The sequence below is a fragment of the Pseudomonas sp. R1-18 genome (assembly GCF_051132095.1).
GTDB lineage: Bacteria > Pseudomonadota > Gammaproteobacteria > Pseudomonadales > Pseudomonadaceae > Aquipseudomonas.
Map to the genome: position 1 here is coordinate 1,575,036 of NZ_CP071658.1, position 15,734 is coordinate 1,590,769.

Consider the following 15,734-nt stretch of genomic DNA (forward strand, 5'->3'; position numbering starts at 1 on the left):
CTTTCAGAGGTGATGGTCATGGATATGAGTGTAAAGCTGAACGTTTCTTATCCGGCCGTTCCACCGGCCAGCGCTGCTCCGGCGGCGGAAAAGCCTGTTGATAAACCCTCCGAACAGCCCGTGGCTGCGTCGGCCGAAAGTAAAGGCTCGAAGCTCAAGGACGAAGCGGCTCAGGAAGAAGCGAAGGTGAAAGCTGCCGCTGAAGACATCCAGAAGTTCTTCCATTCGGTCCAGCGCAATCTGGAGTTCTCGATCGAGGAAGGGTCGGGTAGAGTCATCGTCAAGGTCATTGAAAGTGATTCCGGTGAAGTGGTCAGACAGATTCCAAACGCGGAAATCCTGAAACTGGCTGAAAGCCTCAGCGATGCGAACAGTGTGTTGTTCCGCGCCAAGGCCTGAACTGGCACACATCTTGTTGTAGGTTCAGCGATCCCTTGAAAGGGTCAAAAGACCGACAGCATTCTTGAAGGGAGATGCATCATGGCTAGTCCTATTACACCATCGACCGGTCTGGGTTCGGGCCTACAAATCGGCGCGATTGTCGACGCGCTCGTCTCTGCTGAAAAGACCCCCAAGCAAAACCAGATCACCAAATCGACTTCTGCCAACACGGCTTCGCTGTCGGCTGTCAGTCAGCTCAAGAGCGCGCTGGCGACTTTCAAGTCCACGCTTGACACGCTCAACAGCACCACGACGCCCGCGTTCCTGGGTTTCGCGGCCACTTCTTCCAATGACACTCTGGTCAAGGCCACTGCCACCAACTCGGCGGTGAATGGCACCTATTCCATTGTGGTCGACAAGCTGGCAACCGCCTCCAAGGTCGCCACGGCTGCAATCAGCCCCGCAAACGCAAGTGCTATTCCGAGTGGTGACTTGACCATCAGTCAAAATGGCACTAATTACAAAGTCGCGATCAGCGACGGCTCCACCCTTCAGCAAGTTCGCGACAAGATCAACAGCGATCTTCAAGGTAAAGGCGTCACTGCCAACATCATCACTGACCAGAGCGGTTCGCGGCTGGTGTTCAGTTCCACCACCACCGGCGCGGGCAGTGATATTTCGGTCAAGGGTAGCGGCGCCGTCGGCTCGATGCTGGATGTCGACGGCACGGCAGCGCTGAATTCAAGTGATCCGACATCCTCTGGCGCCATCTCCGGGCTGGCGGCTGACGCGGTCGTCAAGATCGACGGTCTGACTGTTACCAGCAAGACCAACAAGATCGATGGCGCGATTTCCGGCCTGACGCTGGATCTGATCGGGGCGAAGGAAGGTACGCCGACCACGGTCACCGTCGCGACCAACAGCGAAGGCTTGAAAACGTCTTTGCAATCGTTCGTCGACGCGTTCAACACGCTGGTGAGCCTGACCAAATCCCTGACCTCGGCAAGCTTGCAGGCGGACGGCACCTACAAGAACGCCGCGTTGACCGGCGACTCGATGCCGCGCGCAATCCTGTCGGCCATTCGCAACGAGATCGCCACCGCGACCTCCAGCAGCGGTCTGGGCAGCCTGGCGCAGCTGGGTATCAAAACCATCCAGAGTGACGGCAAGCTGGAATTCAATAGCTCCACGTTCACCACTGCACTCAATGACAAGAAACTGGGCAGCCAGATTCAGACATTGTTTACCGGTGAAACCGGGCTGCTGGCGCGGGTCGGTAAAGCCATCGAACCCTACACCAAGAGCGATGGAGTTCTCGCGCAGCGCACCACCAGCCTGAACAAGACCAGTACCCGCCTGGCGGCGGATCAGCAGGCGCTGGATCGTCGTATCGAAACGCTGACCACGACTCTGACCAAGAAGTACAACGCCATGGACCTGGTGGTTGCCCAGCTCAAGGCGACCGCTTCCAGTGTGACGTCGATCTTCGAAGCCATGAACGCTCAGAAAAATGCTTCGTAATTGAAGCAAGTGCCAAGAACCCGACTTTACGTCGGGTTTTTGCTTTTGGACTAAAGTATTTTGACTCCACGTCGATAGCGTGGGTATACGAATCCTGGAGTGACGACGAGGTCCCCTATGAATCCGATGTTAGCGTTGCGGCAGTATCAGAAGATTGGCTCACAGGCTCAGACCTCCGAAGCCAGCCCACACCGTCTGGTCCAGATGCTGATGGAAGGCGGTCTCGACCGCATCGCTCAGGCCAAAGGCGCTCTGGCGCGCGGTGATGTCGCCAACAAAGGCATCTTCATCAGCAAGGCCATTGCCATCGTCGGCGGCCTGCGCGAAGGTCTGGACCTCGATAACGCCACCGATGCGCTGCGCAATCAGGACAACCTTTATCACTACATGATGAAGCGCCTGGCCGAAGCCAATATCAAGAACGATCCGAAAATGCTCGACGAAGTTGCCGGTCTCTTGATTACGGTCAAGGAAGGCTGGGACGCGATCGGCGCCGTGCAATAGTTGCTGTACTGAGGAGGTCAAATCATGAGTGCTGCGCTCAAGCGTATCGAAGAAACCCGTCAAGCCCTGGTTGGAGCACTGGCCGAGCGTGACTGGGAAACCATCGGCAAACTTGACCTGGCTTGTCGTGAATGCGTGGACGCTGTAGTCAGCGAAGCGCCGGACGACGAGCCCGGCCTGCGCAGCAATCTTGAACAGCTGCTAGGGGTTTATCGACAACTGATTGACGTAGCGACCGGCGAACGCCAGGCTATCGTCGACGAGATGACTCAGTTGCAGAACGCAAAAAGCGCTTCCAAGGTTTATCATCTATTTGGCTAGCTTTTATTTGTCGTTTTAATTATCTTCTAATTGTCCGACAAAATGTTCGTCATTAATTTGACGATATGCGTTTTTTTGACTTAACTAGTGATGTTTACTATTTTCTGGCGTCTGAACCTTGATGGGATCGATGCCAAGCTGCCCCCACTTACGGGCATTGAGTTGACTAGGGAAGTTGCTATTGCATGTGGCGTGAAATCAAGATTCTGCTAATCGATGACGATAGCCAGCGCCGCCGGGATCTGGCGGTTATCCTGAATTTTCTAGGCGAAGAGAATCTGTCCTGCTCAAGCCAGGACTGGCAGCAGGTCGTCGGTTCTCTGGCGTCCACTCGCGACGTATTGTGCGTGCTGGTTGGCACCGTCAATGCGCCGGGTAGTCTGCAAGGGCTCCTTAAGACAGTGGCTGCATGGGATGAGTTCCTTCCTGTTTTGCTGATGGGTGAAAATTCTTCCATCGAGCTGCCTGAAGACATGCGCCGTCGGGTTCTGTCCTCGCTGGAAATGCCGCCCAGCTATAGCAAGCTGCTCGATTCCCTGCACCGTGCCCAGGTCTATCGCGAGATGTACGACCAGGCGCGTGAGCGTGGGCGGCACCGCGAACCGAATCTGTTCCGCAGTCTGGTTGGCACCAGTCGTGCCATTCAGCACGTGCGCCAGATGATGCAGCAGGTCGCCGATACCGATGCCAGTGTCTTGATCCTGGGCGAATCCGGTACCGGCAAGGAAGTCGTGGCACGCAATCTTCATTACCACTCCAAGCGACGCGACGCGCCGTTCGTGCCGGTCAACTGCGGTGCGATTCCGGCCGAGCTGCTGGAAAGCGAGCTGTTTGGTCACGAGAAGGGCGCCTTTACCGGCGCGATCACCAGTCGCGCCGGCCGTTTCGAACTGGCCAATGGCGGTACGCTGTTCCTGGACGAAATCGGCGACATGCCGTTGCCGATGCAGGTCAAACTGTTGCGGGTCCTTCAAGAGCGCAGTTTCGAGCGCGTGGGCAGTAACAAGACCCAGAGCATCGACGTGCGCATCATCGCGGCCACGCACAAGAATCTGGAAACCATGATCGAGGTCGGCAGCTTCCGCGAAGACCTTTATTACCGCTTGAACGTATTCCCGATTGAAATGGCACCACTGCGCGAGCGCGTGGAAGACATCCCGCTGTTGATGAACGAGCTGATTTCACGCATGGAGCATGAAAAGCGTGGCTCGATCCGTTTCAACTCGGCAGCGATCATGTCGCTGTGCCGGCACGGCTGGCCGGGCAACGTGCGGGAGCTGGCCAACCTGGTGGAGCGCATGGCGATCATGCACCCCTACGGTGTGATCGGCGTAGCCGAGCTGCCGAAGAAATTCCGTTACGTGGACGACGAAGACGAGCAGATGGTCGACAGCCTGCGCAGCGATCTGGAAGAGCGGGTCGCCATCAATGGCAATACACCGAACTTCGCGACCGGCGCAGTGTTGCCGCCCGAAGGCCTGGACCTTAAAGACTACCTCGGTGGTCTTGAGCAAGGCCTGATTCAGCAGGCACTGGACGACGCCAACGGCATCGTGGCTCGTGCAGCCGAGCGCTTGCGGATTCGTCGCACCACGCTGGTGGAGAAGATGCGCAAGTACGGTATGAGCCGTCGCGACGGTGATGATCAGGCAGATGATTGACGCTTTGTCTGACGGCTAAAAACTAAACCTCTGAATTTTCAGAGGTTTTTTTTCGGCACGAGGATTGCAAAGTCTCTCTCAACATACCGTTTAATGACGGTTCGCCTAGCGAGAGATGATCAATGTTCAATGCCGCCCAGAAGTCCTCAGACATGTTCAGCCCAGCGCAGTCGTCCCCTGAATTGCAAAGCCGCCATGGGCTTGAGCAGGCGTTCTCGCTGTTCAATCAGATGTCGACGCAGTTGACCGACTCCTACGGACTGCTGGAAGCGCGCGTCGTCGAACTCAAGGGCGAACTGGCGCAGGCCGGTGTTGAGCGCATGCAGGAACTGGCGGAAAAAGAGCGCCTGGCCAATCGTCTGCAAAACCTTCTGGATCTGCTGCCCGGCGGCGTTATCGTCATCGACGGCATGGGCGTGGTGCGCGAGGCGAACCCGGCCGCTATCGACCTGCTCGGGCAGCCGCTGTTGGGCATGCTCTGGCGTCACGTCATCAGTCGCTGCTTCGCTCCGCGCGAAGACGACGGGCATGAAGTCTCGCTCAAGGATGGTCGTCGTCTTTCCATTGCGACCCGTTCCCTGGACGCCGAGCCCGGCCAACTGGTGCTGCTTAATGACCTGACGGAAACACGTCGCCTTCAGGAGCAACTGGCGCGCCACGAGCGCCTGTCGTCGCTGGGGCGGATGGTTGCGTCTCTGGCCCACCAGATCCGTACTCCTCTGTCGGCGGCCATGATCTACGCCAGCCATTTGACCGAGCAGGCGCTGCCGGTGGAAACCCAGCAGCGTTTCGCCGCGCGGCTCAAAGAGCGTCTGCATGAGCTGGAGCATCAGGTTCGCGACATGCTGGTATTCGCCCGTGGCGAACTGCCGCTGACCGACCGGATCAGCGCCGGCGAGCTGTTCCAGGCATTCCAGCAGTCCGCGCAAACTCATCTTCAGGACGTGACTGTGCGTTGGCAGTGCGACAGCATCGACGGCCAGTTGCTGTGCAACCGTGACACGCTGGTTGGCGCGTTGCTCAACCTGGTTGAAAACGCCGTGCAGGCCAGCGCCGGTCGCACGCGCCTGAAAATCCACGCCTATGCCCGCGGCAATACCCTGCGTCTGTGCGTCAGCGACAATGGCAGCGGCATGGACGCGGCGGCTTTGGCGCGTATCGGCGAGCCTTTCTTCACCACCAAGACCACCGGCACCGGCCTGGGCCTGGCGGTCGTTACAGCGGTTACCCGTGCTCATCAAGGTCGGGTGCAGTATCGCTCCCGAATCGGGCGCGGCACTTGCGCAACGGTCTGCCTGCCGCTGATTCCTGCTTCCACTTCAGTGAGTGACAAGTGATGTCGATCAAGGTGCTGTTGGTCGAAGACGACCGGTCCTTGCGCGAAGCGCTGGGCGAAACGCTGGAGCTGGCCGGCTACGCCTACCATCCGGTCGGTTCCGCCGAAGAGGCGCTGGTTGTGGCAGAGCGTGAACCTTTCAGCCTGGTGATCAGTGACGTCAACATGCCCGGCATGGATGGTCATCAGCTGCTGGCAGTGCTGCGCAGCCGTTTCCCGCAACTGCCGGTGCTGCTGATGACGGCGCACGGCGCTGTCGAGCGGGCGGTGGACGCCATGCGTCAGGGCGCCGCCGATTATCTGGTCAAGCCGTTCGAGCCGGCTGCTCTGTTGACGCTGGTCGCTCGCCACGCGCTGGGCAAGCTCGGACCTGCCGAGAGCGACGGGCCGATTGCCGTCGAACCCGCCAGCATCCAGTTGCTGAACCTGGCCAGCCGCGTTGCACAAAGTGATTCAACGGTGCTCATATCTGGCGAGTCAGGCACCGGCAAGGAAGTTTTGGCGCGTTACATTCATCAAAAGTCGCCGCGTGCCGATAAGCCGTTCATAGCCATCAATTGCGCGGCAATCCCGGACAACATGCTGGAAGCCACGCTGTTTGGTCACGAGAAAGGTTCGTTCACCGGCGCCATCGCCGCCCAGCCCGGCAAGTTCGAGCAGGCCGATGGCGGAACGATCCTGCTCGACGAAATTTCGGAAATGCCCATGGGCCTGCAAGCCAAATTGCTGCGCGTGCTTCAGGAGCGCGAAGTGGAGCGGGTAGGGGCGCGCAAACCGATCAGTCTGGATATTCGAGTGTTGGCAACTACCAACCGTGATCTGGCCGGCGAAGTGGCGGCGGGTCGTTTCCGTGAGGATCTGTATTACCGGCTTTCGGTTTTTCCGCTGGCCTGGCAAGCGTTGCGTCAAAGGACTGCCGATATTCTGCCGCTGGCGGAGCGTTTGCTGGCCAAGCACGTCAATAAAATGAAGCACGCGCCTGTTCGGCTGTCGGCCCAGGCGCAGGCTTGTCTGGTCGGTTACTCCTGGCCGGGCAATGTACGTGAACTGGACAACGCCGTGCAGCGTGCATTGATCCTGCAGCAGGGCGGCGTGATCCAGGCCGAGGACTTCTGTCTGGCGGGCCCGATATCGGCAGCGCCGGTCGCGCCGCCGGCGACTTCTGTTGCCGCGCCCGCGCCTGCGCCGGTCAGCGCCGAGCCCGAGATGCCGGGCATGGCAGTCGAGTCTGCTGGCGCGCTGGGTGACGACCTGCGTCGTCGCGAGTTTCAAATGATCATCGACACCCTGCGCTCCGAGCGCGGGCGTCGCAAGGAGGCCGCGGAACGGCTGGGTATCAGCCCGCGGACCTTGCGCTACAAGCTTGCCCAGATGCGCGACGCCGGGATGGACGTCGAGGGCTATTTATTCGCGACCTGATTGCCCGTTGACCGACGGGTGATCAGGTCTCGGCTGTTCGGTTGTATGAGAAGTGAGGCAAAGCGCCGCAGGTCTGCGCATTGCCGCACCCCTGATTGCTGGCCCCAGAGCGCTGTTTTCCGGCAGGGATGCAAAATGAAGTCATGAGCGGCAAAAGCTTGCCGCATAGCTGGCACCCTTGTTGCTATGTCTTCTGTATCCGCTGAACCAGTGTCAAAAATTTGCGGGCCTTACGAGAGAAAATGTCCATGAGCCAAGGTGTTGAATTTAATCGCTTGATGTTGGATATGCGGGCCATGCAGATGGAAGCCATGGCCGCGCCCAAGCCCGTTTCCGGTGCTCAGGAAGTTGGTGCCAGCAGCTTTGCCGATCTGTTGGGCCAGGCCGTCAACAAGGTGGCCGATACCCAGCAGGCGTCGAGCCAGTTGGCCAGTGCGTTCGAGATGGGCAAGAGCGGTGTGGATCTGACAGACGTCATGATTTCGTCGCAGAAAGCCAGCGTCTCGTTTCAAGCCTTGACCCAGGTACGTAACAAACTGGTCCAGGCTTATCAAGACATCATGCAGATGCCGGTTTAAAGGACGTACTGAGTCATGGCCGAAGCTACAGCCGATCCGGTTCCCGCACGCACGGGCACTCCCGAGAAAAAACCATTGTTTGGTTTGGCATTTCTGGAAAATCTTTCCGAAATGACCATGCTGCGTCAGATCGGCCTGTTGGTGGGTCTGGCGGCGAGCGTGGCCATCGGCTTTGCCGTGGTGCTGTGGTCGCAACAGCCTGATTACCGTCCGCTGTATGGCAGCCTGGCCGGTATGGACAGCAAGCAGATCATGGACACCCTGACTGCCGCGAACATCAACTACACCGTGGAGCCGAACTCCGGCGCGCTGCTGGTGAAGGCCGATGACGTGCAGCGCGCGCGCATTCAGCTGGCCCAGGCCGGTGTGGTGCAGAACGACGCCAATATCGGTTTCGAGATTCTGGACAAGGACCAGGGCCTGGGTACCAGCCAGTTCATGGAAGCCACGCGTTATCGCCGTGGCCTCGAAGGTGAGCTGGCGCGTACCATTTCCTCCTTGAACAACGTCAAGGCGGCACGTGTGCACCTGGCGATCCCGAAGAGTTCGGTGTTCGTCCGTGACGATCGCAAACCAAGCGCCTCGGTTCTGGTCGAGCTGTATGCAGGCCGTTCGCTTGAGCCGAGCCAGGTTGTGGCAATTACCAATCTGGTAGCGACCAGCGTTCCCGAGCTGAGCAAGTCGCAGATCACTGTCGTCGACCAGAAAGGCAACCTGCTGTCGGATCAGGCGGAAAACTCCGAACTGACCATGGCTGGCAAGCAATTCGATTACAGCCGTCGCATGGAAGGCATGCTGACCCAGCGTGTGCAGAATATTCTGCAGCCGATCCTGGGCAATGACCGCTACAAGGCCGAAGTGTCTGCGGTCGTGGATTTCAGCGCCGTCGAGTCGACCGCGGAAAGCTTCAACCCCGACCAGCCTGCCTTGCGCAGTGAGCAGTCGGTCAACGAACAGCGTTCCAGCAGCCTGGGCCCGCAAGGCGTTCCGGGTGCGTTGAGCAATCAGCCGCCCGGTCCTGCGACCGCGCCGCAAACCACCGGTGGTGCCGCGGGCGCTGCTGCAGCCGCCATCGCGCCAGGCCAGCCGCTGCTCGATGCCAACGGTCAACAGATCATGGACCCGGCGACCGGCCAGCCTGCGCTGGCTCCGTACCCGGCCGACAAGCGCGTGCAGTCGACCAAGAACTTCGAGCTGGACCGTTCCATCAGCCACACCAAGCAGCAGCAGGGCCGTCTGACACGCCTGTCGGTAGCGGTGGTGGTCGACGACATGGTCAAGGTCGATCCTGCCAGCGGTGAAACAAGCCGTGCGCCGTGGAGCGCCGCTGATCTGGCCCGCTTCACCCGCCTGGTTCAGGATGCCGTCGGTTATGACGCCAGCCGTGGTGACAGCGTAAGCGTGATCAACGTGCCGTTCTCCAGCGAGCGCGCCGAATCGCTGCCGGAAATTCCGTTCTATTCGCAACCCTGGTTCTGGGACATTGTCAAACAGGCCGTGGGCGTGATCTTCATCCTGATTCTGGTCTTTGGTGTCCTGCGTCCGGTGTTGAACAACATCACCAGCGGCAAGAGCAAGGAACTGGCCGGTTTCGGCGATGGCGATCTGGGCGGTATGGGTGGCATGGGCGGTATGGACGGCGAACTGTCCAACGACCGCGTCAGCCTGGGCGGCCCGCAAAGTATCCTGCTGCCTAGCCCGACCGAGGGTTATGACGCACAGTTGAACGCAATCAAGAGTCTGGTGGCTGAAGACCCGGGTCGTGTGGCTCAGGTTGTAAAAGAGTGGATTAACACTGATGAATGATCGAGCCGTCGTAGCCAAACTGACCAAGGTCGAAAAGGCAGCCGTGCTGTTGCTGTCGCTGGGTGAGACCGATGCGGCCCAGGTGCTTCGGCACATGGGCCCCAAGGAAGTCCAGAAAGTGGGCGTGGCCATGGCTCAGATGCGCAATGTGCATCGTGAGCAGGTTGAAGAGGTCATGAGCGAGTTCGTCGAGATCGTCGGCGACCAGACCAGCCTTGGCGTCGGTTCCGATGGTTACATCCGCAAGATGCTGACCCAGGCGCTGGGCGAGGACAAGGCCAACGGCCTGATCGACCGCATTCTGCTGGGCGGCAACACCAGCGGCCTGGACAGCCTCAAGTGGATGGAGCCGCGCGCCGTGGCGGATGTGATCCGTTTCGAGCACCCGCAGATCCAGGCCATTGTCGTGGCGTATCTCGATGCCGACCAGGCCGGTGAAGTGCTGGGCCATTTTGACCACAAGGTGCGTCTGGACATCATCCTGCGCGTCTCGTCGCTCAATACCGTTCAGCCGGCAGCGCTCAAGGAACTGAACCAGATTCTGGAGAAACAGTTCTCCGGCAACGCCAACACGTCGCGGACCACGCTGGGTGGTATCAAACGTGCGGCGGATATCATGAACTTCCTCGACAGCTCCATCGAAGGCGCGCTCATGGACTCGATCCGCGAGGTCGACGAAGATCTGTCGACGCAGATCGAAGATCTCATGTTCGTCTTCAACAACCTGTCCGATGTGGACGACCGCGGTATCCAGGCGCTGTTGCGCGAAGTGTCTTCGGACGTGCTGGTACTCGCGCTCAAGGGTTCGGACGAGGCGATCAAGGAAAAAATCTTCAAGAACATGTCCAAGCGTGCCGCCGAACTGCTGCGCGACGACCTGGAAGCCAAGGGTCCGGTGCGTGTCAGCGATGTGGAAACCGCACAGAAAGAAATCCTCACCATTGCGCGTCGTATGGCCGAGGCCGGCGAGATCGTGCTCGGTGGCAAAGGTGGCGAGGAAATGATCTAAGGATTGCCCTGACTGATGTCCAGCACCAGCAAAGAACCACCCAGCGACCTGATCCGCGCCGAAGATGTCAGTGGTTTTGACATCTGGTCGCTGCCCAGTTTCGATCCGCAGCGCGAGCCTGAGCCGGAGCCCGAACCTGAGCCGGAGGCCGAGCCTGTCGAGATGGAAGAAGTTCCATTGGAAGAGGTGCAGCCTCTGACCCTGGAAGAGCTGGAAAGCATTCGCCAGGAAGCCTGGAACGAGGGGTTCGCGACCGGAGAGAAAGAAGGTTTTCACAGCACTCAGCTCAAGGTTCGTCAGGAGGCCGAAGTGGTCCTGGCGGCCAAGGTCGCAGGGCTCGAACAGCTGATGCAGAACCTGCTGGAACCGATTGCGAAGCAGGACACCCAGATCGAGAAAATGGTGGTTCATCTGGTCGAGCATATCGCCCGCCAGGTGATCCAGCGTGAACTGCAGACTGACTCCAGGCAGATTGGCAATGTCCTGCGCGACGCGCTCAAGCTGTTGCCGATGGGTGCCAATAATCTGCGCATTTTCATCAACCCTCAGGACTTCGCTCTGGTCAAAGCCATGCGCGAACGTTACGAGGAAGCCTGGAAGATTGTCGAAGACGACGACCTGCTGCCCGGCGGTTGCCGAATTGAAAACGAACACAGCCGCATCGATGCCAGCATCGAGACGCGTCTGTCGCTGGCGATCGCGAAAATGTACGACCAGTTGCATGACCAGGTCGCGCATCCGGCCGCGCCTGATCTGAATATCGAGATCAAAACCGACGCGCCCGCGCCTGCGGCACCGCAAGCCGCCGTCATCGTGCCCGACGTTGAACTCTCTGCTGCGGACGATCCCGATGCGCCTTGATCGCACCAGCCTGGGCAAGCGCCTGAGCGCCTACTCCGAGTCCATCAGCCTGCCGGCCCAGCCGGTGGTCGAAGGCCGTCTGCTGCGTATGGTCGGCCTGACGCTGGAGGCGGAAGGCTTGCGTGCCGCAATGGGCAGCCGTTGCGTGGTGATCAACGACGACAGCCATCATCCGGTGGAAGTCGAAGCTGAAGTCATGGGCTTTGCCGGTGGCCGGGTGTTTCTGATGCCGGTAGGCAGCGTGGCCGGTATCGCGCCGGGCGCGCGGGTCGTGCCGCTGGCCGATACCGGACGCCTGCCGATGGGCATGAGCATGCTGGGCCGGGTGCTGGACGGCGCTGGTCGGCCTCTGGATGGTCGCCCGCCGATCAAGGCCGAAGACTGGGTGCCGATGGACGGCCCGGCGATCAATCCACTCAAGCGTGATCCGATCAGCCAGCCGCTGGACGTCGGAATCCGCTGCATCAACGGTTTGTTGACGGTCGGTCGCGGTCAGCGTCTCGGGCTGTTCGCCGGTACTGGCGTCGGCAAGAGTGTGCTGTTGGGCATGATGACCCGCTTCACCGAGGCGGACATCATCGTGGTCGGCCTGATCGGCGAACGGGGCCGCGAGGTGAAGGAATTCATCGAGCACATTCTCGGTGAGGAAGGCTTGAAGCGCGCGGTCGTCGTTGCGTCTCCAGCGGACGATGCGCCACTGATGCGTCTGCGCGCCGCCATGTACTGCACACGCATCGCCGAATACTTTCGCGATCAGGGCAAGAACGTCCTGTTGCTGATGGACTCGCTCACGCGTTTCGCCCAGGCCCAGCGGGAAATCGCTCTGGCCATTGGCGAGCCACCGGCAACCAAGGGTTATCCGCCTTCGGTATTCGCCCGGCTGCCCAAGCTGGTCGAACGCGCAGGCAACGCCGAAGCAGGCGGAGGATCGATCACCGCGTTCTACACCGTATTGTCCGAGGGCGACGACCAGCAGGACCCGATTGCTGACTCGGCGCGGGGTGTGCTCGACGGACACATCGTGCTGTCGCGCCGCCTGGCCGAAGAGGGGCATTACCCGGCCATCGACATCGAAGCTTCGATCAGTCGAGTCATGCCCGCGGTGGTCAGTCCTGATCATATGGCCCGTGCCCAGCACTTCAAACAGTTGTGGTCGCGTTATCAGCAGACTCGCGATCTGATCAGCGTGGGCGCCTACGTCGCCGGCGGCGATCGCGAAACCGACATGGCCATCGCGCTGCAACCGGCGCTGGTGCGTTATCAACGCCAGGGGCTGCGTGACAACGAGAGCATGCAGTCCAGCGGCGAGGCGCTGGCGGCCGTTTTCGGTCCGGCGCCGGGCGGCTGATAACCCATGGCTCAGAGTCGAGCGGCGCGTCTGGCGCCGGTGGTCGAGATGGCCGAAGCCGCCGAGCGCAGCGCGGCGCAGCGTCTTGGTTATTTTCAGGGCCAGGTCAATCTGGCGCTGAACAAACTTCAGGAGCTGGACCAGTTCCGGCACGATTACCAGCAGCAGTGGCTGGCCAAGGGCAGCGGCGGCGTTTCGGGGCAATGGATGATGGGCTATCAACGCTTCCTCAGCCAGCTCGACACCGCCGTCGCTCAGCAGAACAAGAGCCTGGAATGGCACCAGTCCAACCTGGAAAAGGCCCGCACTGCCTGGCAACAGTGTTATGCCCGTGTCGAAGGGCTGCGCAAACTGGTTCAGCGTTACATCGATGAAGCCCGTCGTCTGGAAGACAAGCGTGAACAGAAGCTACTGGACGAACTGTCCCAGCGCCTGCCACGTCACCAGCCGGATTGATCGCAATCACGTCGCCGCAGTCTGGTCTACGCTCAGGGTGTCTCGGTGATGAAACTCTTCAGGAATTCGTATGACAGTCACGTCCGAGCTTTCTCCAGATGGTCAGCAGCTGACAATTTTCATCGAAGGGCGCTTCGATTTCGGAGCCCACCAGGATTTTCGGACGGCCTACCAGGACCAGCCCGGGACGTTGAACTACGTTGTCGATTTGCGCGGCACGCAATATCTGGACAGCTCCGCATTGGGCATGCTGTTGCTGCTGCGTGACCATGCCGGCGGAGATTCAGCGCGGGTGCGGCTTATCAACTGCACGCCCGATGTGGTCAAGATTCTTACCATTTCCAATTTCTCGAAGCTGTTCCAGCTGAGCTGAGCCTTTGCAGACCGTCTCGAAAGGCCTGTGCATTCTGATCGCCGAGGACAGCCCCAGCGACCGTATGCTGCTGTCGAGCATCATCGGGCGTCAGGGCCATCGGGTCCTGAGTGCCGCCACCGGTATTGAAGCGGTGGCCATGTTCGAAACCGAGCGTCCGCAGCTGGTGCTGATGGACGCGATGATGCCGATCATGGACGGTTTTGAGGCCGCGCGGCGGATCAAGAAAATGTCCGGCGAGTCGCTGGTACCGATCATCTTCCTGACCTCGCTGACCGAGGGCGAGGCCCTGGCATACTGCCTTGAGGCCGGCGGCGACGACTTTATCTCCAAGCCCTATAACCCGGTGGTGCTGGCGGCCAAGATCAACGCGATGAACCGCCTGCGGTTGTTGCAGGAAACCGTCCTGCAGCAGCGCGACCAGATCGCCCGTCACCACGAATACCTGCTGCACGAGCAGCGCGTCGCCAAGGCGGTGTTCGACCAGGTCGCGCATTCCGGCTGTCTGAATGCGTCAAATATCCGTTACCTGCAATCACCTTACGCGCTGTTCAATGGCGACCTGATGCTGGCGGCGTACACGCCAGCTGGCCAGATGCACGTATTGCTAGGTGACTTCACCGGCCACGGCTTGCCGGCGGCGGTGGGCGCCATGCCCTTGGCGGAAGTGTTCTACGGCATGACGGCCAAAGGTTACGGGCTGCCGGAAATCCTTCGCGAGATGAATGCCAAGCTCAAACGCATTCTGCCGGTCGACATGTTCTGCTGCGCGACGCTGCTGTGTGTCAACACTCGGCAGCAGCAGGTCGAGGTGTGGAGTGGCGGTTTGCCGGAAGGCTATCTGCTGCGCGGGCGGACAGGTGAGTTCACGCCGCTGGCCTCTCACCATCTGCCTTTGGGGGTGCTCAGCGTCGAAACGTTCGACACGCGCACCGAGGTGCATCCGCTGGCACCCGGCGACCGGATCTTTCTGCTGTCCGATGGCGTGCTGGATACCGCCAACAGCGCCGATGACTTGTTCGGCGTACAGCGTCTGCGCGAAGTGCTGGCGCTCAACCGCGAGCCGGAGCTGCTGATCCAGGAAATTCTTCAGGCGCTCAACGACTTCGGCGGCAAGGCCCGCGACGACGTGAGCATGCTGGAAATCACTGCCGACGAGGCGGCGATTCCCGTGCCGCCGCCACTGATCTATTCGGACAGCGGCGCCTCCAGCCCGCTGGACTGGTCGGCCAGTTTCGAACTGCGCGCCTCGACGCTGCGGCGCTTCAACCCGCTGCCGTATATCGTCCAGCTTTTGCTGGAGGTCCACGGTCTGCGGGCGCGCAGCGGCGCCCTGCACAGCGTGCTCGCCGAGTTGTACAGCAACGCGCTGGAGCATGGTGTGCTTGGTCTGGATTCATCGCTCAAACATGATGCCACCGGATTTGCCAGCTACTATCAGCAGCGTGCGGATGGCCTCGCCGAGCTGCAAAGCGGCTTTGTCCGGGTTCACGTCAGCGTCGAGCCGACAGAGCAGGGCGGTCGGCTCATCATCCGGGTAGAGGACAGCGGCCAGGGCTTTGACGCACAGAAAGTGTTGATGACCCCGCCGAGCGTCGACAGTCTGTATGGACGCGGCGTCAGGCTGGTCTGCGAACTGGGTGAACAGGCGCGCTGGAGCGCCGACGGCAGGGTCGCCTGCGTGGAGTTTTCATGGGACGGGGTGTCATAATCGTCCGGCAAATCTTGGTCAAGGAGCGAACAAGTGTCGAAACATCTGGATAGCAGCGTATTGAGTGCCTTGCAGGACGTCATGGAAGATGAGTATCCGACGCTGCTGGACGTTTTCATCAAGGATTCGGAACAGCGTGTGGCGCAGTTGCGTCAGGTATTCGACGCCCCCGAGCCCGATCTCCAGGCCTTGAGCCTCAACGCCCACAGTTTCAAAGGCAGCAGCAGCAACATGGGCGCCCTGCAACTTTCCGACTTGTGTCGCCGGCTCGAAGAGCAGGCTCGCAGGGAGCAGCGCGATGGTCTGGAAGAGCTGGTCGAGCAGATCACCAGAGAATACCTGACAGTGCGCAGATTGTTTGCCGCTGAAAGGCAGCTGTTCATCGAGCAGTCCTACCGATAAAGCGTCCACTGGCTACAGTTGGCCCGTATCTTGCTGGTAACCGGGTA

16 protein-coding genes are annotated in these 15,734 nt (G+C 60.1%); all 16 read left to right on the forward strand.

Annotated elements, in window-relative coordinates:
- The first annotated feature begins 18 nt into the window (after window positions 1-18).
- The 16 genes from J3P77_RS07335 (at window position 19) to J3P77_RS07410 (ending at window position 15,687) form a co-directional block, all read left to right on the forward strand.
- The gene (locus J3P77_RS07335) at window positions 19-399 is read left to right on the forward strand and encodes a flagellar protein FlaG (protein ID WP_434680724.1); all 381 of its coding nucleotides are present in this window, start codon (window positions 19-21) and stop codon (window positions 397-399) included.
- Window positions 400-480: 81 nt separating this feature from the next.
- A complete protein-coding gene (gene fliD / locus J3P77_RS07340) occupies window positions 481-1,902 on the forward strand; it encodes a flagellar filament capping protein FliD (protein ID WP_434680726.1) in 1,422 nt (473 codons plus the stop codon).
- Between the two features lie 117 nt (window positions 1,903-2,019).
- Window positions 2,020-2,406 carry a flagellar export chaperone FliS gene (fliS, locus tag J3P77_RS07345; protein ID WP_434680728.1) on the forward strand — a complete coding sequence of 129 codons (387 nt, stop codon included), beginning with the start codon at window positions 2,020-2,022 and terminating at the stop codon, window positions 2,404-2,406.
- 24 nt (window positions 2,407-2,430) lie between these two features.
- On the forward strand, window positions 2,431-2,727 hold the full coding sequence (gene fliT / locus J3P77_RS07350; RefSeq protein ID WP_434680730.1) for a flagellar protein FliT: 297 nt from the start codon (window positions 2,431-2,433) through the stop codon (window positions 2,725-2,727).
- 185 nt (window positions 2,728-2,912) lie between these two features.
- Window positions 2,913-4,388, forward strand: a complete 1,476-nt coding sequence (fleQ, locus tag J3P77_RS07355; RefSeq protein ID WP_434680732.1) for a transcriptional regulator FleQ — start codon at window positions 2,913-2,915, stop codon at window positions 4,386-4,388.
- 122 nt (window positions 4,389-4,510) lie between these two features.
- On the forward strand, window positions 4,511-5,725 hold the full coding sequence (locus J3P77_RS07360) for a sensor histidine kinase (RefSeq protein WP_434680734.1): 1,215 nt from the start codon (window positions 4,511-4,513) through the stop codon (window positions 5,723-5,725).
- Window positions 5,725-7,143, forward strand: coding sequence for a sigma-54-dependent transcriptional regulator (locus J3P77_RS07365; RefSeq protein WP_434680737.1), 1,419 nt, complete (start codon window positions 5,725-5,727; stop codon window positions 7,141-7,143). Before J3P77_RS07360 ends, J3P77_RS07365 begins: the two co-directional genes overlap by 1 nt.
- A gap of 248 nt (window positions 7,144-7,391) precedes the next feature.
- Window positions 7,392-7,721 (forward strand): flagellar hook-basal body complex protein FliE, encoded by a 330-nt coding sequence (gene fliE, locus J3P77_RS07370; protein ID WP_434680739.1) that lies wholly within the window; start codon window positions 7,392-7,394, stop codon window positions 7,719-7,721.
- A 15-nt stretch (window positions 7,722-7,736) separates the two neighbouring features.
- Window positions 7,737-9,527 carry a flagellar basal-body MS-ring/collar protein FliF gene (gene fliF, locus J3P77_RS07375; RefSeq protein WP_434680741.1) on the forward strand — a complete coding sequence of 597 codons (1,791 nt, stop codon included), beginning with the start codon at window positions 7,737-7,739 and terminating at the stop codon, window positions 9,525-9,527.
- The gene (fliG, locus tag J3P77_RS07380) at window positions 9,520-10,536 is read left to right on the forward strand and encodes a flagellar motor switch protein FliG (RefSeq protein WP_434680743.1); all 1,017 of its coding nucleotides are present in this window, start codon (window positions 9,520-9,522) and stop codon (window positions 10,534-10,536) included. Before fliF ends, fliG begins: the two co-directional genes overlap by 8 nt.
- 15 nt (window positions 10,537-10,551) lie before the next feature.
- Window positions 10,552-11,397 carry a flagellar assembly protein FliH gene (gene fliH / locus J3P77_RS07385; protein ID WP_434680744.1) on the forward strand — a complete coding sequence of 282 codons (846 nt, stop codon included), beginning with the start codon at window positions 10,552-10,554 and terminating at the stop codon, window positions 11,395-11,397.
- Window positions 11,387-12,745, forward strand: coding sequence for a flagellar protein export ATPase FliI (fliI, locus tag J3P77_RS07390; RefSeq protein ID WP_434680746.1), 1,359 nt, complete (start codon window positions 11,387-11,389; stop codon window positions 12,743-12,745). Before fliH ends, fliI begins: the two co-directional genes overlap by 11 nt.
- Window positions 12,746-12,751: 6 nt before the next feature.
- Window positions 12,752-13,201: a flagellar export protein FliJ gene (fliJ, locus tag J3P77_RS07395; protein WP_434680748.1), complete on the forward strand. Its 450-nt coding sequence runs from the start codon at window positions 12,752-12,754 to the stop codon at window positions 13,199-13,201.
- A 70-nt stretch (window positions 13,202-13,271) separates the two neighbouring features.
- Window positions 13,272-13,574, forward strand: coding sequence for an STAS domain-containing protein (locus tag J3P77_RS07400; RefSeq protein WP_434680749.1), 303 nt, complete (start codon window positions 13,272-13,274; stop codon window positions 13,572-13,574).
- Window positions 13,575-13,638: 64 nt separating this feature from the next.
- Window positions 13,639-15,285: a SpoIIE family protein phosphatase gene (locus tag J3P77_RS07405; protein ID WP_434681917.1), complete on the forward strand. Its 1,647-nt coding sequence runs from the start codon at window positions 13,639-13,641 to the stop codon at window positions 15,283-15,285.
- A gap of 33 nt (window positions 15,286-15,318) precedes the next feature.
- Window positions 15,319-15,687 (forward strand): Hpt domain-containing protein, encoded by a 369-nt coding sequence (locus tag J3P77_RS07410; RefSeq protein ID WP_434680751.1) that lies wholly within the window; start codon window positions 15,319-15,321, stop codon window positions 15,685-15,687.
- Window positions 15,688-15,734 lie beyond the last annotated feature (47 nt).

Excerpts from the sequence above, each read along its gene's own strand:
- J3P77_RS07335 (WP_434680724.1), top strand. The coding sequence starts at position 19 with ATGGATATGAGTGTAAAGCTGAACGTTTCTTATCCGGCCGTTCCACCG.
- fliD (WP_434680726.1), top strand. The coding sequence starts at position 481 with ATGGCTAGTCCTATTACACCATCGACCGGTCTGGGTTCGGGCCTACAA.
- fliS (WP_434680728.1), top strand. The coding sequence starts at position 2,020 with ATGAATCCGATGTTAGCGTTGCGGCAGTATCAGAAGATTGGCTCACAG.
- fliT (WP_434680730.1), top strand. The coding sequence starts at position 2,431 with ATGAGTGCTGCGCTCAAGCGTATCGAAGAAACCCGTCAAGCCCTGGTT.
- fleQ (WP_434680732.1), top strand. The coding sequence starts at position 2,913 with ATGTGGCGTGAAATCAAGATTCTGCTAATCGATGACGATAGCCAGCGC.
- J3P77_RS07360 (WP_434680734.1), top strand. The coding sequence starts at position 4,511 with ATGTTCAATGCCGCCCAGAAGTCCTCAGACATGTTCAGCCCAGCGCAG.
- J3P77_RS07365 (WP_434680737.1), top strand. The coding sequence starts at position 5,725 with ATGTCGATCAAGGTGCTGTTGGTCGAAGACGACCGGTCCTTGCGCGAA.
- fliE (WP_434680739.1), top strand. The coding sequence starts at position 7,392 with ATGAGCCAAGGTGTTGAATTTAATCGCTTGATGTTGGATATGCGGGCC.
- fliF (WP_434680741.1), top strand. The coding sequence starts at position 7,737 with ATGGCCGAAGCTACAGCCGATCCGGTTCCCGCACGCACGGGCACTCCC.
- fliG (WP_434680743.1), top strand. The coding sequence starts at position 9,520 with ATGAATGATCGAGCCGTCGTAGCCAAACTGACCAAGGTCGAAAAGGCA.
- fliH (WP_434680744.1), top strand. The coding sequence starts at position 10,552 with ATGTCCAGCACCAGCAAAGAACCACCCAGCGACCTGATCCGCGCCGAA.
- fliI (WP_434680746.1), top strand. The coding sequence starts at position 11,387 with ATGCGCCTTGATCGCACCAGCCTGGGCAAGCGCCTGAGCGCCTACTCC.
- fliJ (WP_434680748.1), top strand. The coding sequence starts at position 12,752 with ATGGCTCAGAGTCGAGCGGCGCGTCTGGCGCCGGTGGTCGAGATGGCC.
- J3P77_RS07400 (WP_434680749.1), top strand. The coding sequence starts at position 13,272 with ATGACAGTCACGTCCGAGCTTTCTCCAGATGGTCAGCAGCTGACAATT.
- J3P77_RS07405 (WP_434681917.1), top strand. The coding sequence starts at position 13,639 with ATGCTGCTGTCGAGCATCATCGGGCGTCAGGGCCATCGGGTCCTGAGT.